Here is a 19,957-nt window from a genome sequence, read left to right as displayed (position 1 = left end):
AAACCAGATACGAGCCATTTCAGGAAGCGTCATAACTCAATCTTCCTGATCGGAACCCAATGATTTACGTAGTCGACTACAGCTTGTATATCTGTTTTTAAAATGTCTTTGTAACTAGGCACTTGCCAACGGTTACGTACTTCCTTGTGAAGCTGTCTAAACAATTCTCCGCGCTCAGATTTAGCAGGCTCCATACTACAAACTTTTTGATTGATCGTTTGCTGTAGTAAACGTTGTTGCCCTGAATTTAAAGTGATCTGACTCTCCAACCTTGATTCAAAATCATCTAACCGATCCGCAATCAACATCTGTCCATCTAACAGATTTTGAGTAGCCTGTAGCAAGGCTTGCATTCCTTTCTGTGGAGCGACACTCTGGTCACGCATTCGGTTGAACTCCATAATGTACATTTCCTTGAATCTAGCCGCTTCCTTACCCGTGTAGCCCATGACCAGAAAAGAAAATCCATCTTGAGTAATTAAGTACTTAGGCTTGGAACGATTACGCAAGTCGGTATATCCAATAGGCACGAAATTGTGCCGATTAAATTCCTCGGTACACTCCAATTCACGAATATCTTGCATCACACGTTTATGTTCTTTCCCAAATACCTCTGCAACTGTCAAACTGTCCGTGACAGTCCTTCCGTTTTCGATAAATACTAATTTGTTCTGATTCATATAACTGAGCCTCCTTATTGACCGCTTGCAGCGATCAATTTATTTTCATATTCAATAAGCCATCCTTTTTTAAAACGTCGAAATTGACCCTGCTTAAAGCTTTTAAGCTCGCCTTTTTTGACCATTCTCGCAACTGTAGAACGACTTACACGAAGATAAGACATTACGTCATCAATGCTCAAAATTTCTGGGAAGTTATCCAATGCTATTCCTCCTTTGTTAGACAGTGGTTAGTAATTCTAACTTAAAGTTAGGATTTTCCTCAAAAAAAATGATGTTCCCAACTTCACATTGAAATACTTCTGAAAGCTTTACAGCATCTTCCATAGAAACGCTAGATGGTCGATCTTCCATTCTTGTATAAGTACTAACGTGAATGCGAAGCTCTGACGCGATTTTGGTCTTAGTGAGCTTACGAAATGCTCTCCATTCCCTTATCGTTTTTCTTACACTCATATATTGTGATGCCTCCTTTCCTGATTAAAGAATATCTAACTTAAAGTTAAATGTCAACGTATTTAGCAAATAAATTAAGTTAAAGTTAGAAAAACTGTGGAAAAAACCGTAATATAGTGCTAATATGAACTTACTTATTAAAAACGAGGAGAATTAAATTGAAAAAAATTGTGTTCGCTGAAAACCTTAAAAAGTATAGAGAAGCTAAAGGTATATCCAAAGAAGAATTAGGAGAGCGTGTTGGAGTATCAGGAGTTACTATTGGTTATTGGGAAAGCGGAAGAAACGAACCTAGAATGGGTAAAGTCGAATTGATTGCTAACATTTTAGGCGTTGAAATCGATGACTTAATGTTTGAGAACAATAAAATTAACTCAGCTTTACATAATGCAGAACTTTCAGACGATCAAAAAAAGGCTCTCGAACTCATTATGTCTCTTCCTGATGAAGAGGTTAAAATGTTCAATCTACTTATGGAAAGATCTTTAAAAAAAGATTGAAGGTGATAATTAATGGCAAAGAAATATAAAAACGTCAGAGAACGAAATGGGAAATTTTATTATCGGTATAGTATTAAAGATGCAGCTACTGGAAAAAGGAAGCAAAAAGAGACTAAAGGTTATGATAGCCCGAAAGAAGCTGAAAAAGAAGGTATAAAAATTCAGTCTGAAATTATTCGAGGTTCTTATATCGAAACCAAGAATATAACATTTGCTGATTTTTCAGATCATTGGTTAGAAACATACTCTAACACTGGAGTCAAACAAAGAACTGTAGATATCAGAGCCAGTTCTTTAGTAACGCTGAAACGGAGATTCGGTGGATTAGGGATGAATGAAATAACGCCTGTTCGCTACGAAGCTGAACTTAATAAATTGAAAGTGGATAATTACAGTAGAAGTTCTATAGATGGTTTTCATGCCATCATGAAAATGATCTTTAAAAAAGCAGTCGAGCTTGAAGTCGTTAAGAAAGATATAACTCCCCAAGTTAATTTACCCGATTTTTCAAGAACTGTTGAAGAACTTGAATTAGAAGAAGACATTCCTAATTTTATGGAAAAAGAAGAACTAGCCACATTCTTGAAAATAGCCACAAGTGAATTTGAAGAAATTCAATATGCTCGATTGTTATTTTTGGCTGCTTATACAGGCATGAGGATCGGCGAAATATGCGCTTTGAAAATAACTGACTTTGATGAACTAAATAAAAAAATGTCTGTAACAAAAACTTTATATGTAAAAACTAAAATGACAGAATATATTTTAAATACACCAAAGAATAAAGGATCTATCAGAAAAATAGATTTAGGTTCCAAAGTCATATCAGTAATCAAGGAACAGTTGGCATGGAGAAATAGTTTTAAAATGGAATATAGAACGTGGTTTCATGAAGAAGGAAATTTTCTTTTTGTGAATGAAGGAAAAAATATGGGATATCCAGTCCACCCTGCAACCATACGAAAATACATGACTGATGTTTTAAGCGCCGCAAACCTTCCTACAAGCCTCACACCACATTCCCTTCGTCATACATTCACTTCCCTTATGTCCGAGGCTGGAGTAGAATTACAATCCATACAGCGACTATTAGGACATGAAGACGATCATACAACTAAAAGAGTATATCTTCATATCACAAAAGCCAAAAAAAGAGTTGCCGTAGAGAAATTAGATGCATTAATGGACGGAGTTTGGTGATTTTGTGGGTAGTATGTGGGTAGGATTTCTATAAATCTTTATTTTAATAAGGTTTATAGTACCTAATTGTTTTATTGCGATGATAAGAATTTTTTTGTAACCCCTTACAGTATCAATTATAAGCCCTTTCGTTTCAAAAGTCTTGTCTGCCGTTTAACATCATATATGATGCTGATTACATAATTACTATATTGAACATAAGGAGATCAATTCATTGAACATTATGATCCGTAATCGGATTTTACGTGGAATATGGGTGCTTGTAGCAATTATTATCACTGCAATTGCTGTGCGTTACCTTTTTCCACTTCTGTACCCGTTATTGCTTGCATGGTTATTCGCTTATGCGATGAATCCGTTAGTTAGACTTCTACAGAATCGTGCTCACTTTCCACGCTGGTTAGCAGTCTCGCTCTCATTGCTTGTTTATTTTGGTGGTCTGCTCGCTTTACTTTCGTTTTTGGTAACAAGATTGGTTCAACAAACTATCACTCTTATGCAAACATTCAATGATCATATGGATAGCTGGCGTCAAATGTTTGTAGGCTGGACGAAAAACGATAGCCTGCAAAATATCACTAATCAAATCAATGGTTTTCTGAAAGAAACCCCTTATGGAGATACGATCAACAACAATCTAGACCAGACTACACAAAGTCTTTCTAGTACGATTAGTGGTATTGTTACAGGGATTCTAAATTATTTACTCGATTTTCTAACCGCATTACCTAACTTTGCCTGGATTATTGTCGTTATTGTATTATCTGCCTTTTTTATCAGTAATAGCTGGGAAAAACATACCCGTATCGTAGCTGGATGGTTTCCTTCAAATATTAGACTGACGATGGTTACCATTTGGCGGGATTTGCAAAAAGCATTGTTCGGATATGTACGTGCTCAATTTATTTTGATCTCGATTACAGGCATTATTGTGATTATTGGACTATTTATTTTACGAGTTGAGTCTGCTCTACTGATTGGTCTACTGATCGGTGCTGTAGATCTACTGCCCTATCTAGGAGTAGGAATTGTAATGATCCCATGGGCGATCTATACTTTTATGAGCGGCGATATTAGCTTGGGGATTGGTCTAAGTGTACTTTATGTCATTGTATTGATTGTACGGCAGATTATGGAGCCTAAAGTGCTAGCTAGTAGCGTAGGTCTTGATCCTTTAGCCACTTTAATCAGTATGTTCGTCGGCTTGAAGCTATTTGGTGCATTAGGTCTATTGATCGGGCCGGTCACACTGGTGATTGTCTCTGCGCTTAATCGTGCGAATGTTTTCCGTGATCTGCGTAACTATATTGTCAATGGCAAAGCGAGATAATTCATTGCATCACAGAAAAAGTCTAACTACACCATTCATACCAATCAAAATAGATATCTTATAACGGTATACCAAAACAGGCAGTACTTTTAGAATCTAACTTCTAAAGTACTGCCTGTTTGTTATGATGGATCGCTATCATCAGCATGATCATATATCTAAATGATGATTGATAGTGGTCATACTATTTACAGAGTCAACATCATGACTACTTATACTATTATTGACCACCACGATGAATAGTAATACTACCCTTTTTCATACGCTTCTCTATCCAGCGTAATAACAGATTCCGATAAATAGGACGTGTTAATGGAAAAACAAGGGTGAACCCGATAATATCCAAAATAAAACCAGGCAAAACAAGCATCACTCCACCTACAAAAACACATAGGCCATCTAACATTCGCCGTCCCGGTGGTTCGCCAGCATCCATTTGCTTTTTGGTATCTTCGATCACTTTACGTCCTTCAAATCTCATCATTAATATACCTACCAGTGAAGTGGTCAGCAAAAGAATAAGTGTATTCCAACCACCGATCCATTCAATCATCTGTAAAAAAACATACCATTCTAGGAGCGGTACGATAATAATAAATGCAATAATCCATTTGCCGATTCCTTTACCCAAACGTACCTCTCCTTTCTCAATCCCAACCCACTACATCTGTAAAGATTCTACAAGTGCATAATACAACGCTGGCACTTGTTTATCAAGTCGCACAGGCTTGAAGTCTTTATTAACCCAGACATGTCTTGTAGAACCGCTGGTTAAAGGCTCGCCGGGTAACACTTCGTCTGCTTTGAAGATAGGGCGCTCTCCAGAAGATGAGGAATCTCCAACAGAAGTATCATGCTCATCTAACAGATGAATTTTGTACTCATAATCAATCCGTAGCTTAGAAAACTCTGTTATACGGGTATAGATTGCTACACGATCATCATATCTTGCTGGATGTCCATATGACAATGACGCATCGATTAATGGTAACAATAATCCTGCGGCTTCCATATCCCTATAACGGAATCCCAGATCCCGAATCATTTCTGTACGTCCCAATTCAAACCAGTTCAAATAATTTGTATGATACACTACACCCATAGGATCATTTTCTTGATAACGTACGCGAAAAGCAATACCATGCCAATCGCTAGGTAAATGTAATTGTTCTTTTGCCATCATGCTGTACCTCTACTTTCATTTCAAAATGTGAATATCTCTATAAAAATCATCAAAAAAAGCAATGGAATGATCCACTGCTTTCTCTGATGTCATACTATCTTGCTATTAATTAATGTGAAATTATGATTTAGCAGGCATTTGAGCCACTTTGATCAAGTTCGTAGAACCGGATTGACCCAAAGGAATACCCGCAGTAATAACAACCAAATCGCCTTCTTTTAGAAGACCTGAATCATGTCCACCTTGCAAAGCAATTTCAAACAACTCATCTGTAGAATGAGCTTGTGTACCTTTAACAGGCAATACACCCCATGCTAGAGAAAGACGACGCATTGTTTGATCCAATGTAGTTACTGCGATAATTGGAGATTGAGGACGGTATTTAGAAACCGTACGTGCAGTATGACCGGATTCTGTAGAAGAAATGATCGCTGCTGCATTCAAGTCCATAGCAGAGTTTGTTACAGATTGGCTGATTGCTTCAGTTACTGTTGTTTGTTGAGCATGTGTTTGTTTTAAGAACAATTCGTGATAGTTCAAAGCAGACTCTGCTTTTTCAGCAATACGAGACATTGTCAATACAGATTCAACTGGGTATTTACCAGCAGCTGTTTCACCAGAAAGCATGATAGCATCTGTACCGTCAAAGATAGCGTTCGCTACGTCACTTGCTTCAGCGCGAGTAGGACGCGGGTTACGTTGCATCGAATCCAACATTTGTGTAGCTGTAATAACTGGTTTCCCTACGCGATTACATTTTTCGATCATGCGTTTTTGTACCAATGGTACTTCTTCCGCAGGAATTTCTACGCCCAAGTCACCACGAGCAACCATCAAACCGTCAGATACAGCAAGGATTTCATCCAAGTTGTCGACACCTTGTTGGTTTTCAATTTTAGAGATGATGTGGATATGGCTACCACCTTTGCTCTCTAACAATTGACGGATTTCAAGAACATCGCTTGCTTTACGTACAAATGAAGCTGCGATAAAGTCTACACCCTGCTCGATACCGAAGATAATATCGTTAGCATCTTTTTCTGTAATACCTGGAAGTGAAATGTTTACTCCTGGTACGTTAACGCCTCTACGACTTTTAATTTGTCCACCGTTAACGATACGGCATTTAATTTCAGTACCTTGAATTTCAACAACTGTCAAACCGATCAAACCATCATCGATCAAAATTGTTGAACCGACTTCAACGTCACTTGGAAGGTCTTTGTAAGTAACGTGCATACGGTGTTGGTCACCCAAAATGTCTTCTGTAGTCAAAGTTACATATTCATCTTGAACCAATTCAACTGGCTCTTCTTTAAATTTACCGGTACGGATTTCAGGACCTTTGGTATCCAGCAGGATGGCTACTGTTTTACCTAGTTCTTTGCTAGCTTGTTTAATGTTTTTAACGCGGTTACCATGCTCTTCAAAATCACCATGAGAAAAGTTTAGGCGAGCTACGTTCATACCTGCCATAATTAATTTCTTTGTGTTTTCTAAAGATTCACTTGCCGGTCCGATAGTACATACAATTTTAGTTTTACGCATAATTGATTTTCCTCCGTTTTTAAAGGTCTCTCTTTATTTTGTTTTCCCAACATGGCTTGCCGAAACCATTCAACAAGCCCCAACAATTAAATCTACTACAGTTTGCCTGCTTTGTATAGAAGATTGTCAAAATTCCTCAGAAATTGTGGAAAAGCTATCTTACGAATGACGTTTGGAACGCGAAGATTTAGTAGCTACTTTCTCTTCTTCATTCCCAAGAATAGGCTCCACATCGGATTGCAATTCTTCTTGAGGCTGATCTTCTATATTGACTTCCGATCTACTCGCTGGCAATGTTCCCATCGCTTGCTCTGTAAATTCGCCGATTTTGCGGAATTTCTGATAGCGATCTTCAATCAACGCTTCTGCACTCATTTGAGAAAGTTCACGCAAATGAATAAGCAGATGTTTTTTGATCGCTTCACCTGTTTCTTCGTAATCTTTGTGCGCTCCCCCACGAGGTTCAGGAACGATATCTTCGATTACTTCCATCCGTAACAGATCTTCCGCTGTAATCTTCATCGCTTCCGCTGCTTGATCGGCTTTGGATGCGTCTTTCCAGAGGATAGAAGCTGCACCGTTTGGCGAAATCGCTGAGTAAATCGCATTTTCTAACATAAGTACACGGTTACCTACACCAAGTGCCAAAGCACCGCCACTACCGCCTTCTCCGATCACTACACAGACTACAGGAACACGCAATTTTGCCATTTCCCATAGGTTACGAGCAATCGCTTCAGACTGTCCGCGTTCCTCTGCTGTATTACCCGGATAAGCACCCTTGGTATCAATAAATGTAATAATCGGACGTCCAAATTTCTCCGCTTGCTTCATCAGGCGCATCGATTTACGGAATCCTTCAGGATGTGGGCTCCCAAAAAAGCGAGCGATATTGTCTTTGGTATCTTTTCCACGTTGATGACCAATAATCGTCACCGGATGACCATCCAATTTGGCAATACCACCAACAATCGCTAGATCATCGCCATACATACGATCACCATGCAACTCCATAAAATCACTAAAAACAATCGAAATTAAATCGAGTGATGTAGGACGCTGTTGATGTCTTGCCAGATGCATTTTCTGTGCCGGTGAAATCTGAGTGTATATTTCACTTTCCATCTGACGATAACGTTCTTCCAAACGTGTAATCTCATCGTTGAAATCTATTCCTTTTTCTTGTCCGAATTGCTTTAACTCGTCAATTTTTTTGCGCATTTCAACGAGAGGCATTTCAAAAGGCATTTCTCCTGCCACTTAAAATCCCCCTTTTCCACTGTGAAAATCTAATAATTGAGATAAAGTAGACTTCATCTCTTTGCGGTGAATGACCATATCTAGCTGACCATGTTCCATATTGAATTCTGCTGTTTGGAAATTATCTGGTAATTTTTGGCGAATCGTCTGTTCAATAACGATACGTCCAGCGAATCCGAACAATGCTCCAGGTTCAGCAATATTAACATCTCCAAGCATTGCAAAACTGGCAGATACGCCGCCCATCGTAGGATCAGTAATTACAGAGACATACAATCCTCCATTTTCTTGAAAACGAGCTAACGCTGCACTTGTTTTGGCCATTTGCATCAGACTTAAAATACTTTCCTGCATCCGCGCTCCACCAGAAGTCGAGAAAATAATCATCGGAATCTTACGCGCATCTGCATGTTCAATCGCACGAGTGATCTTTTCGCCAACAACCGAACCCATACTGCCACTAAAAAAGTCAAAGCTCATTACAGCAAGTACTGCCGGTTGACCATCGATTAGACCTTCTCCTGTAATCACCGCATCACGCAGACCAGAGTTCATTTTCTGTTGCTCTAGCTTGCTTGCATATCCAGGAAATTTCAAAGGATCTTTGGACTCCATACGAGCATCCATTTCTGTAAACTGTCCATCATCCACAGTCATCATAATACGGTCAATCGCATTGAGACGCATATGGTAACCACAGTTAGGGCAGACTTTCAGGTTTTTCTCCAGCTCTTTACTATAATGAATTGTGCCACATTTGCTACACTTGTTCATCAAGCCTTCTGGAATTTCACGCTTAGGACGTTCCTGCTGTTCTTCAGTAGACTCTGTGTCATTCCCCCAACGTTGGGATGGAATGGTTGCATATTTTTTTTTCTTTTGAAATAAATCTCTAAACACAACTACACCTCTCCAGCCGTATACGCATTCCGCTATTCATGGAATTCATATCATATATTATTCACTTATACCGAGCTAATTGGACTTAAAATGTTCACAAAATAATTGCAGTGCTTTAAGCCCACATAATGGGATAATGATAACATACCACACTTTTTTACCGCAACAAAGATAAGTGAAGATAAATTGGCACATTGACGGGTTGACAATCAATGTGCGCTAGCATTTTAAACTTATTTGACTTTAACGGTCCCTTCGCCTAACATCTGCTCCATTTCCTGAAAAAGCTCTGGTGAAGGCTTAATACTATAGGTTTCACTGAGATCGAATAACTTTTGCGTTTCCTCGTAAAATAGTAATGTACCTACAGGCCCAGCATGACTTGCCAGCAGTTGTTTTAGTGCGGCTAATTTATCTGCTTGTTGAGACTCTTTAGTAATTTTGATAAATACACGTTGTTTCAATACTGGTTCAGGATTTCGGTCGGTATGAGGAGCATCGTTTACCACACTTGCTACACCACCACCGGATGAAGCAGGCGCTGTCTCCTGATGATCAGCGGCTACCTTTGGGGCAGACGTTGTACTTTTGGCATAAGGCTTAGAAGCCGAACTGGATGTTGATTTGTTAGCTTGCTTGGTCTGACTGGTAGCTTTATTTTTGGCGATATGCATCCGTTGACGAGCTCTAGTCGCTAACTCACGGGCAGATCCTTCGTTAAGAGTAGCTACTTCTTCCGCTAACAATTTGAATCCGTCCTCTTCTTTTTGCAATTTACCACGTACGCTGAGCAGTAATCCTTTATCCACAAGTGTACTACTTTTGCGCCATACTTCCGGGAAAAGAACTACTTCACACCGTTCAATCTGATCTTCTAGTTCCATAAAAGCCATCGATTTGCCTTGCTTGGTCGTAATCATTTTGAGCGATACGACCATACCAGCTACCGCTACTATGCTCTCATCTTCACCCTCATGTAGATTCATTAATCGAGATAATCCTGTATCTTCAATTACCTGTTCATAATCATCTAATGGATGACCCGATAGATACAGCCCTAACAATTCACGTTCAAATTCAAGCTGTTCGCCCGTTGTATAAGGAGCTACATCAGGATAAGAAACTTCCCAGTTATGAGTCTCTACAAATCCCAGATCGGCAAACATTTCGATCTGCAATTCTTCACGTTCTTTGCGCCATTTGGCTGCTTCTTTGATCGTATCATCGAGCATTGTAAGCAACTGTGCACGATGTCCGGGAAGACTATCAAAAGCTCCTGCTTGAATTAACGACTCGATGACGCGTTTATTACAAGCTTTGGGATCGACACGACGGCAAAAGTCGATCAGGCTGTCGTAAGGACGATCTTGACGTTCTTTGATAATGCTATTGATCGCTTGTGTACCGACATTTTTGACAGCACCGAGACCGAAGCGAATATTACCTGTAATAGAAGGCGTAGAAGATTTGGACGTTTCAGATGGTTCAGTCACTTGTAGCTGTTCGTTATCTGACTGCGATGCTTTGGCTAACAATTGCTGTTCTAACTCCTGTTGCATCGCTGCGGTTACCGGTGTAAATGTAACTCCACTCGTATTCACGTCAGGTGGTAATACATCAATCCCAATACGACGACACTCCAGTACATACTCGGCAACTTTGCGATGCGTTCCCATGACCGCTGTTAACATCGAAGCGATAAATTGCACAGGGTAATGTGCTTTGAGATAAGCGGTCTGGAACGCAAGCACACCATATGCCGCCGCATGCGCTCTTGGGAATCCATAATCTGCAAATCGTACGATCATATCGTATACTACATTGGCTTCTTCTTCGGTATAAGACTGTTCTATACTTCCTTTAACAAAATGCACTCGTTCTTCATCTAGAATCTCACGCTTTTTCTTGGAGACTGCGCGACGTAACAAATCGGCTTCAGCCAGTGTAAAACCAGCCATCTGAGAAGCAATCTGCATAATCTGTTCCTGATATACGATAATGCCATAGGTATCGCTTAGAATAGGCTCCAAATCAGGATGCGGATATTCTGGAATCGTGCGGCCATGCTTGGATTCGATATATTTAGGAATAAAGTCCATTGGACCTGGACGATACAAGGCAACGACCGAGACAATATCTTCAAAAGCAGTCGGTTTGAGATCGCGTAACACCCGTCTTACTCCCGGTGATTCCATCTGAAATACGCCCATTGCATCACCTTGACTGAGCATCTCATACGTCTGTGGATCGTTATCTTCAATCTGCGCAAAATCAACCGGATGCCCTTCTTGTTCTTCGATCCATGTCATACAGCGTTCCATAATCGATAACGTACGCAGACCCAAAAAGTCCATTTTGAGCATACCTATTGATTCCAAGCTTTCCATCGGATATTGAGTCAATACAGCAATCTCGCTACCTTCTTGAATCGGAACAATATCGGTTAACACTCCGCTTGAAATCACAACTCCTGCGGCATGAGTCTTCTTAGAAGCATGACGTGGCATACCTTCTACTTTGAGCGCGGTATCGATCATTTCACGAACAGGTGCAGACTTTTCATACCGATCACGTAATTCAGGTACTTGATCTAATGCTTTGCTGATCGTCATTCCTACTTGCGCCGGAATTAACTTGGCAGCTTTGTCTGTATCAGCATAAGGAATATTCAGTGCTCGTCCTACATCTCGTACGGCTGCACGCGCAGCTAATGTACCAAATGTGATGATCTGAGCAACATGATCTCTTCCATATTTGGAAACAACATATTCGATCACTTCATCACGACGTAGATCACTAAAATCGATATCAATATCAGGCATAGTGATCCGCTCTGGATTGAGAAAACGCTCGAATAACAGCTTATATTTGATCGGATCGACATTGGTAATTTCCAGTACATACGCAACCAGACTACCTGCTGAAGATCCCCGTCCCGGGCCTGTGACGATACCTTGAGAATGGGCATATTTCATAAAGTCCCATACAATCAGGAAATAATCTGCAAATCCCATACTGCCTATCACTTTCAATTCATAACTTAATCGTTCTTCAATCGTCTGACGTTCTTGAGGATCATTCCAGTACATCGTATCTTGATAACGTTGCTCTAAGCCTGTACGACATAATTGTTCCAGATAACGTTCCGGTGATAGCTCATCAGGAATCGGATAATACGAAGGCAATAACGACTCGCCAAAAGTCAGCTCCAATTCACAACGATCGGCGATCACTGTTGTATTGGTAATCGCTTCAGGAACATGACGGAATAAGGATTCCATCTGCTGACTGTCTTTTAGATACAACTGATTGGTTGGAATCCGAAAACGACCTTCATCATCCATCGTTTTACCTGTACCAATACAGATTAAGACATCTTGCGTTTTGGCATCTTCTTCCGTTAAGTAATGCACATCATTCGTAGCTACCAGTGGAATATGAAGTTCTCTGGCAAGATCGATTAATAACGGCATTACTTTTTTCTGTTCTGGAATATGATGATCTTGCAATTCTATATAGAAATCTTCACCGAAAATCGCTTGATAACGAAGAGCGGCTTTTCTAGCTTCTTCCGGTTGTTCATGTAATAAATGTTGCGGAATCTCTCCTCCAAGACAAGCACTCAGACAAATAATACCTTCGTGATACTGTTGTAACATTTCAGCATCTACACGAGGCTTGTAATGGAATCCTTCTAAATGTCCAATCGAACTCAGCTTCATCAGATTGCGATAACCGATTTCATTTTTGGCTAACAATAATAAATGGTGAATCGGTTGATCTTTGCGTGCTACCTTTTCTTTGCGTGATCCAGCCGTATAATACACTTCGCAACCGATAATCGGCTTAATGCCATGTTGCTTACATGCTTTATAAAATGGAATAGCTCCATACATTACACCATGATCGGTGAGAGCTAGTGCTGTCATGCCTGATTCTGCGGCTTGGCTGACAAGATCCTTTATGCGCGCAGCCCCGTCCAGTAGACTGTATTCGCTATGCACATGCAGGTGAACAAATGGGGTCATACGCTTCCCTACTTTCGTCAAAATTATTCATTTTTGAAGCCTATTTTGATATCTATTCATTACTTCTTATTTTATCATACTCGTCAATAAATCTTGCATTTCTTCTTTATCTCATAGGAATATTACACCTATTTCGACATATGGTGACAAAATTTCTAAACTTATCGGAAAAACTGCCGATAAACGTATCAATGTCAACTTTAATTGATTTCATTCATCGGGGGAAATAATAATGAAAAAACAACTGATTATGATTATGTCATTAATCGCACTTATTCCGTTACTGGTTTACGGGACATTCAGTTTGATCACAACAAGCAATAAAATAGAAAAAGATGCTTACAGTATGAACGAACAGAATGTTAATCTGGTGCTTCAAAAAACAACAGCTTTAATCAATTCTGAATTTGAGATGTTGCAACAATTATCGGAAAATCCAGAGATCAAAGAGTATACACCTACTCAATTAGCAAAAGTTAAAAATTTATTAGTATCTGTCGGTAAATTACACCCTGAAATTCAATCGATTATTTTTACTGCTACCGATGGTGAACAAATTGCTAAAAGTTCTGATGGCGATTTGAGCAATACCAGTGATCGTGATTATTTCAAACAGTTAATAGCTACCCAAAAACAAGTTGTTTCTGATATTTTGGTTAGTAAATCTACAGGTAAAAAGATCGTTACTGTTGTTTACCCTGTATTTGATACAAACAACACACTCAGTGGTATGGTTCAAGTCACATTGCCTTTAGATAGCATGAGCACCTATGCCAAAGAATTTTCTACAAACGGTCAGACGGCTTATATCGCAGACCGCACAGGAACGATTCTTGCTCACCCTGATCCGAATTCATTAGATAAAGATATCAAAGACACCCCTTCTTTCCAAAATGCTTCTCAAGGCACTCCAGGCACACTAACTTATGGTGAAAAATCAGACCGCGTATTAGTCTCTTATTGCCAAAGATCCTTTAACGGGATGGAGCATATTTAGCGAAAAACCATATAATTTGATTATGGCAGATTCAAATATACTATTCCGCAACAGTATTATTATTCTGGTGATTTCTCTTATTCTTGCAATTATCGCTGGTTACATCTTCTCTACTCGCCTCACTAAGCCTATTATGCAACTTGTAAAAGTTACCGAAGCGGTAGCGAAGGGCGATCTAACGTCTACTTGGGATATCAAATCCAAACATGAGATCGGTGCATTATCTACTGCCCTTGCAACGATGACGAACAGCTTGCGCGAAATGGTGTCGCATTTGAAAGATACGTCGCTTCATCTTGCTTCTTCTTCCGAACAATTAACAGCAAGTGCTGGTGAGACTTCTAACGCTTCTCAACATATCGCATTATCTATTCAAGAGATGGCAGAAGGTTCAGATCGTCAATCGGAATATGTAAATCATACCTCGTCGACTGTCAATCAAATGGCTACAGGGATTCAAGGAATTGCTAGTAGCGCTCATGAAGTAGCTTCCAAAGCAGTTATGGCTTCTGAAAAAGTAAATGAAGGCGATACAGCGCTCAAAGCAGCAGATAGTGAAATCAGTAAATTGAAATTCATTTTCGGAGAACTGTCCGGTTCGGTTCATAGTCTAAATAATCATTCAGAGACAATTGGACAGATTGTGAATGTAATTGCCCAGATCGCTAAACAAACCAACCTATTGTCACTTAATGCAGGTATTGAAGCGGCTCGTGCCGGCGAACATGGTAAAGGATTTAGTGTAGTAGCTAAAGAAATTCGTAATTTAGCTGATGAAGCTTCTTCTTCTGCTAATCAGATCAGCGCTTTGATCGATAGTATTCAATCGGAGATTCATACTGTTGTAGATCGCACAGAAGCCGGTTCTCAAGAAGTCTTGCAAAGTATTTCGGCTGTACACACAGCGGAACAATCATTCGGTCTGATTCGTCAGTATGTACAAGAAGTGACTTTCAATATTCAAAGTGTATCTGATGCTTCATCTACTCTTTCTAAAGGTACAGAGCAAGTAATCCGTTCGGTTCATCAAATGTCTGAGATCACTAATACTTCAGTAGGTGAGATTGAATCGGTATCTGCTGCTACTGAACAGCAATTAGCAACAATGGAAGAAATCGCAGCTTCTTCTGCCGTATTGTCTGATGTTGCTCAAGAGTTAAAAGGCATGGTTGAGAAATTCCAAGTCTGATGATTGGTTGATGTAGTAGAAGTAGGATTGATGAATAAACTGGACATTGTGTAAAAAAAGAAGCTCTACAGGTGAGTTGATCTGTAGTGCTTCTTTTTATTGAATAAGGATGGGGATTGTGGTGCCCGGCGCTTATATTGCCAAGCGCTTGATGTAAGATATTTTGCTTTGCAAAAATCACTTTTTATTGAAGTTGGTCGCGCTTATGATGCAAAGCGCTGGATGTAAGATATTTTGCTTTGCAAAAATCACTTTTTATTTTATATGTCGCGCTTATATTGCCAAGCGCTTGATGTAAGATATTTTGCTTTGCAAAAATCACTTTTTATTTTATATGTCGCGCTTATATTGCCAAGCGCTTGATGTAAGATATTTTGCTTTGCAAAAATCACTTTTTTATTTTATATGTCGCGCTTATGATGCCAAGCGCTAGTGGTCAATGGATTGTAGGGTTAGGATGCATTTGGCTACAGGGAGTTCGTCGTAGGACATTTGAATTTCTAGCTTGCATGTACGGCGACTGGATTCTAAGATGATCGGGCGAATGACTACTGCATCTTCAATCTGGATCGGACGTAGAAAATAAGTGCTCATATTGTCCAGTACATAATCGCATCCGCTTAATAATTTGGCTGTACGTGTAGCGGCTTGAATCATGACTGTAGTCAACACACCTTCTGAAATGGTACCCAAATCGGTCGCCATCTGCGGGGTGATAAATCCATGAAATACGATTCCACCGTCTTCATCTTTTTCTTCAGCAAATCCATTCCAAATCAAATGATCAAATGTCTCCCCTGTACCTGCATTGGGCTGTTGCTGTGCATCTCTCATCGCTTGCAATACTTCGTGACGGGTTACGGTGCTGATCAATTTCCGATTACGATCTACAATCGGTAAAAAGTCGACCCCTTCCCACATCATCGTCTGTGCTGCTGAAGCAAGCGAAGTCTGTAACGTAGCTGTAATCGGGCGGCGAATCAGTACTTTTTCGATCGGTTGTTCTGGTGTTAATTCTTCGATCTCTTTTCGTCCTACAATACCGATCACCCGGTTCCATTCGTCTACCACAGCTAATCGAACATACCCTGTTTTCTCTGTCATTTCACGAAAATCTTGAGCTGTGCTAGACGCTTTAAGTACTTCTGGCTTTGGCTTGCCTGCAATAATATCTTCAACCAGCATAATTTTCTTTTTGATCATCCGATCAAAGATGGCGCGGTTGATCATCGAAGCTACTGTAAATGTATCATGACGGGATAAGATAATAGGCAAATCACATTCATCTGCTAATGCTTTCACTTCTGCACTTGTGCCGAATCCTCCGGTAATCAAAACGGCTGCGCCATGTTCCAGTGCAAGCGAATGAGCATCTTCACGGTTACCGACAATCAATAAGCTTCCTGCTTCCACATAACGCATCATCGCTTCTACTTTCATCGCACCGATCGCATATTTAACAAGTGTTTTATTAAGACCGCCACTTCCGCCAAATACTTGACCTCCGACAATCTCAGCCACATCCGCAAAAGTAAGCTGTTCAGAGATACCACGCGGTTTCTTTTCTACACGAATCGTACCTATACGTTCACGCGTCACTACAATACCCATATTTTCAGCTTCTTTAACTGCTCGATAAGCCGTTCCTTCGCTCACTCCCATATGTTTGGCTAGTTTGCGAACTGAAATTTTGCTACCGACTTGTAGCTTTTCAATATGTTGTAATAACTGCTCATGCTTTGTAATCGTCTCATCCTGTTCTTCCAACTGTAACACCACCGTTCTTGATCTGTATCACTCCTATTTGATTATAGCACAAAAACAAGCGCCTCCAACCATAGATATCTGGCTAGAGGCGCTTGTGATGGCGCTATTTTGATATATTCTTTTGAAAGTAAGTTATCTCTCTCAAATCATATATACTTTAAATTTGTAATAATTATCAACCTGTTATAATTTGATAACCGCCATGTATTAAAACAGATATTAACGAATTACGCGTTCTCGCCACCGTATAGATCGCTCAAACTTTCTGTAATAATTTTGTTGATATCTTCAATAATTACACTTAGACGTTGCTCTGCATCGAACAAGCGACGAATATTCAAGTTCAAGTTTAACACTTCAAATACTTTTTCCATTTGTTCCATTTCTTCTGGATTCGGCATATCTCCAGACATCATACGTTGTTGAACTTCCATTTGACGCGTACGGAAATCATCTAACATACGTTTGCTTTCTGGATCATTTTCAATCAGCTTCATTGCTGCTGTAATGTCTTCTACTTCTTTACTTTCGCGGATCGATTTCGATAGTTCGTTAGCTTTGTCATAAATATTCATTATTGTATCCCTGCTTTCTTTGATATCATTTTTATATTGTACCCAATCATTGGCGATTTGAACTTTTACTAGAGTAACTGATTTGTTAGCAGAAGTAAAATTAGACGAATCAAGCTTAGTGAATCCTAGTTATTATTCTGCTTGATCATACAATGTAATCAATTGATCAAAAGAAGTAATAATCACGTCTGAACCTTCCAACTCGGACGTATCTCCAAAGTCTGCATAATTACAGCCAATCACGACCTGACCGTTCTTTTTCCCTGCTTCTACGTCTGAAGAGCGGTCTCCCACCATCCATGCTTCGGTTATATGATGGTTGGTTAACAGTAATTGGACTAGATCGACTTTGGAAGCGGTATTGTATTCTCCTGCACTATACACACCCTCCATTAAAGGAGACAATTGATGAACTTCAGCCGCTCCTTTGACGTACCCTTCCAGACCATTACTTGCTACAAATAGACGTATACCTTGATCATGCAGATATTGCAATGTTTGGTTGACCTGTGGATACATCGCAGAGATTCCTGCTGCCATTTCATCTAGTTGTAGTTGCAATAACAGTTCATTTGCTCTTGCGACTGTGGGAGCACCTGCACCTGGAATCACACGTGCCCAGATATCTTCAAGCAACATGCCAAGACAGCTTAAAATGATCTCTTCCGGTGGTGTTTCTCCGTCATACAGACCTTCTTGCTTTAACATTTCAAACGTTTTGTGATAGGCAGGAATCAGTACGGTCTCTGTCTGAAAAAGAGTACCATCCATATCAAACATCATCGCTTGAGGCTTGCGTAACTTCGGTTGTTCATTCATTTCTGCGTAACTCCTATCTATGTATGATGGGCAGCATCACACTGCCCTTAAATCATGACGTATTGTATAGGTTATTCTGCATTAATATACAACTTTTTAATCGGAATCGTTTTCATCTTCTTCATCATCTGTAATCTCAGGAACAGGATAGATACGCACACGCATAATACGTAAACGCTCCGCTTCTGCCACTTCAAAAGTTACCCCATCAATTTCTACTTTACCGCCTGTTTCGGGAACACCTTCAAGCTCTTTAAACATCCATCCACCGATTGAATCGACTTCATCATCATCGATCTCAACACCGCTTAGTTCATTTACATCTTCAATCAACATTCGTCCATCGACCGAGATTGTATCTCCATCTCGCTCCATATCAGGGCGTTCATCTTCAAATTCGTCATACAATTCACCGACGATTTCTTCCAGAATTTCTTCTGCTGTTAATATTCCGGCTGTTCCACCATATTCATCGACAACCAGTGTTAACTGAGAATGGTTTTTTTGCATCATTTGTAATACATGACTAATTTCCATAGACTCAGGTACATTCAAAATAGGTCGTGCCAACGCAACCAGATCATACGGTTGGTTCACAGGCGATAATAATACATCTGTAATATGCACAAAACCGATAATACGGTCTTTATCTTCTACGGCTACAGGGTAACGTGAATGTTTGGTTTCATTGATAATCGCCAAATTTTCTTCTTTGGAAAAGTTCGTATACAAACAAGTCATATCTGTACGTGGCAACATGACTTCGCGTGCAAGTAAATCAGAGAACTCGAAAATATTGTTCATCAGTTCCATTTCGCCTTCATCAATCACACCGCTTTTGGCACTTTGATTCATCAAAATTCGAATCTCTTCTTCCGAGTGAGCTGCTTCTGCTTCATTGGCAGGCTCTATACCTACAGCACGTAACACAGCGTTAGCTGCTGCATTTAATACCCAGATAAACGGGAAGAATACACGATAAAAGAATAATAATGGTGCTGACAGCCATAACGATACTCCTTCTGTACGCTGAATAGCGAGCGACTTCGGAGCCAATTCACCGATAACAATATGTAGAAATGTAATTACAGCAAAACCGATAATGACAGAAATTGTGGTCACTAATGGAGATTCACCGAACCCTAACTTGTACATAATTGGTTCGACAAGTAATTCCGAGATCGCAGGCTCACCAATCCAACCGAGTCCAAGAGATGCCAGCGTAATCCCGAATTGGGTAGCTGATAAGTAAGCATCCAGCTTCTTGTTGACCTTAAGCGCGTATCCTGCAAGCTTGTTGCCTTCACTCTCTAATTGTGTCAAGCGAGAATGACGTACTTTCACAAGTGAAAATTCAGCAGCTACAAAAAAGCCGTTTAAAAATACGAGCAGTAAAACCAAAGCCAAATTCAATACTAAAGTTCCTATCTCAAACTCCGAATGGCCCAACCAGAACGCCCCATTTCTTCCATAGTTAATCAGCATTCTGCGTTATGCTGTTGTCATCTTTTTATGTCTGTAATCT

At 39.9% G+C, this 19,957-nt stretch carries 18 protein-coding genes; 5 read left to right on the top strand and 13 right to left on the bottom strand.

The window, feature by feature from the left end:
- Window positions 1-29: 29 nt before the first annotated feature.
- Genes QE450_RS04100 through QE450_RS04090 form a run of 3 tightly spaced genes read right to left on the bottom strand, consistent with a single transcriptional unit; the run spans window position 30 to window position 1,136 of the window.
- On the bottom strand, window positions 30-680 hold the full coding sequence (locus QE450_RS04100; protein ID WP_307297178.1) for a Rha family transcriptional regulator: 651 nt from the start codon (window positions 678-680) through the stop codon (window positions 30-32).
- Window positions 681-694: 14 nt separating this feature from the next.
- Window positions 695-883, bottom strand: coding sequence for a helix-turn-helix domain-containing protein (locus tag QE450_RS04095; protein WP_307297177.1), 189 nt, complete (start codon window positions 881-883; stop codon window positions 695-697).
- 16 nt (window positions 884-899) lie between these two features.
- The gene (locus QE450_RS04090; RefSeq protein WP_307297175.1) at window positions 900-1,136 is read right to left on the bottom strand and encodes a helix-turn-helix domain-containing protein; all 237 of its coding nucleotides are present in this window, start codon (window positions 1,134-1,136) and stop codon (window positions 900-902) included.
- A gap of 158 nt (window positions 1,137-1,294) precedes the next feature.
- On the opposite strand from QE450_RS04090, the gene QE450_RS04085 reads away from it, so the two are divergent.
- The 3 genes from QE450_RS04085 (at window position 1,295) to ytvI (ending at window position 4,166) form a co-directional block, all read left to right on the top strand.
- Window positions 1,295-1,636, top strand: coding sequence for a helix-turn-helix transcriptional regulator (locus tag QE450_RS04085; RefSeq protein WP_307297173.1), 342 nt, complete (start codon window positions 1,295-1,297; stop codon window positions 1,634-1,636).
- Between the two features lie 12 nt (window positions 1,637-1,648).
- Window positions 1,649-2,836, top strand: a complete 1,188-nt coding sequence (locus tag QE450_RS04080; RefSeq protein ID WP_307297171.1) for a site-specific integrase — start codon at window positions 1,649-1,651, stop codon at window positions 2,834-2,836.
- Window positions 2,837-3,050: 214 nt separating this feature from the next.
- Window positions 3,051-4,166: a sporulation integral membrane protein YtvI gene (gene ytvI, locus QE450_RS04075; RefSeq protein ID WP_273615527.1), complete on the top strand. Its 1,116-nt coding sequence runs from the start codon at window positions 3,051-3,053 to the stop codon at window positions 4,164-4,166.
- Window positions 4,167-4,386: 220 nt separating this feature from the next.
- Here the strand turns inward: ytvI and QE450_RS04070 are convergent, their stop codons facing one another.
- From QE450_RS04070 to QE450_RS04045, 6 genes are all read right to left on the bottom strand, one after another.
- Window positions 4,387-4,797: an FxsA family protein gene (locus QE450_RS04070; protein WP_373461944.1), complete on the bottom strand. Its 411-nt coding sequence runs from the start codon at window positions 4,795-4,797 to the stop codon at window positions 4,387-4,389.
- 30 nt (window positions 4,798-4,827) lie between these two features.
- The gene (locus QE450_RS04065; RefSeq protein WP_273615526.1) at window positions 4,828-5,346 is read right to left on the bottom strand and encodes an acyl-CoA thioesterase; all 519 of its coding nucleotides are present in this window, start codon (window positions 5,344-5,346) and stop codon (window positions 4,828-4,830) included.
- A gap of 123 nt (window positions 5,347-5,469) precedes the next feature.
- Window positions 5,470-6,897: a pyruvate kinase gene (gene pyk, locus QE450_RS04060; protein ID WP_204824835.1), complete on the bottom strand. Its 1,428-nt coding sequence runs from the start codon at window positions 6,895-6,897 to the stop codon at window positions 5,470-5,472.
- Between the two features lie 159 nt (window positions 6,898-7,056).
- Window positions 7,057-8,157, bottom strand: a complete 1,101-nt coding sequence (locus QE450_RS04055) for an acetyl-CoA carboxylase carboxyltransferase subunit alpha (protein WP_307297169.1) — start codon at window positions 8,155-8,157, stop codon at window positions 7,057-7,059.
- Window positions 8,158-9,057, bottom strand: coding sequence for an acetyl-CoA carboxylase, carboxyltransferase subunit beta (accD, locus tag QE450_RS04050; protein WP_273615524.1), 900 nt, complete (start codon window positions 9,055-9,057; stop codon window positions 8,158-8,160). It abuts the gene before it with no gap.
- Window positions 9,058-9,290: 233 nt separating this feature from the next.
- The gene (locus tag QE450_RS04045; RefSeq protein WP_307297168.1) at window positions 9,291-13,085 is read right to left on the bottom strand and encodes a DNA polymerase III subunit alpha; all 3,795 of its coding nucleotides are present in this window, start codon (window positions 13,083-13,085) and stop codon (window positions 9,291-9,293) included.
- 232 nt (window positions 13,086-13,317) lie between these two features.
- Between QE450_RS04045 and QE450_RS04040 the strand changes: the two genes are divergently transcribed.
- Entirely contained in the window at window positions 13,318-14,082 is a 765-nt protein-coding gene (locus tag QE450_RS04040; RefSeq protein ID WP_307297166.1) for a PDC sensor domain-containing protein, read from the top strand.
- Between the two features lie 22 nt (window positions 14,083-14,104).
- Entirely contained in the window at window positions 14,105-15,271 is a 1,167-nt protein-coding gene (locus tag QE450_RS04035; RefSeq protein WP_307297164.1) for a methyl-accepting chemotaxis protein, read from the top strand.
- Between the two features lie 429 nt (window positions 15,272-15,700).
- Here QE450_RS04035 and QE450_RS04030 read toward each other — a convergent pair whose 3' ends face one another.
- From QE450_RS04030 to QE450_RS04015, 4 genes are all read right to left on the bottom strand, one after another.
- Window positions 15,701-17,038, bottom strand: a complete 1,338-nt coding sequence (locus QE450_RS04030; protein ID WP_273615521.1) for a DRTGG domain-containing protein — start codon at window positions 17,036-17,038, stop codon at window positions 15,701-15,703.
- 227 nt (window positions 17,039-17,265) lie between these two features.
- Window positions 17,266-17,613 carry a YlbF/YmcA family competence regulator gene (locus QE450_RS04025; protein WP_204824841.1) on the bottom strand — a complete coding sequence of 116 codons (348 nt, stop codon included), beginning with the start codon at window positions 17,611-17,613 and terminating at the stop codon, window positions 17,266-17,268.
- Between the two features lie 132 nt (window positions 17,614-17,745).
- Window positions 17,746-18,432: an HAD family hydrolase gene (locus tag QE450_RS04020; protein ID WP_307297160.1), complete on the bottom strand. Its 687-nt coding sequence runs from the start codon at window positions 18,430-18,432 to the stop codon at window positions 17,746-17,748.
- A 96-nt stretch (window positions 18,433-18,528) separates the two neighbouring features.
- Window positions 18,529-19,917: a hemolysin family protein gene (locus QE450_RS04015; RefSeq protein WP_274170488.1), complete on the bottom strand. Its 1,389-nt coding sequence runs from the start codon at window positions 19,915-19,917 to the stop codon at window positions 18,529-18,531.
- Between the last annotated feature and the right edge of the window lie 40 nt (window positions 19,918-19,957).

Origin of the sequence: Paenibacillus sp. SORGH_AS_0306 (assembly GCF_030819345.1) — a bacterium.
Lineage (GTDB): Bacteria > Bacillota > Bacilli > Paenibacillales > Paenibacillaceae > Saccharibacillus > Saccharibacillus kyungheensis.
The sequence above is the reverse complement of the archived record's forward strand: the minus strand, read 5'-3'. Positions and strand labels throughout refer to the sequence as shown.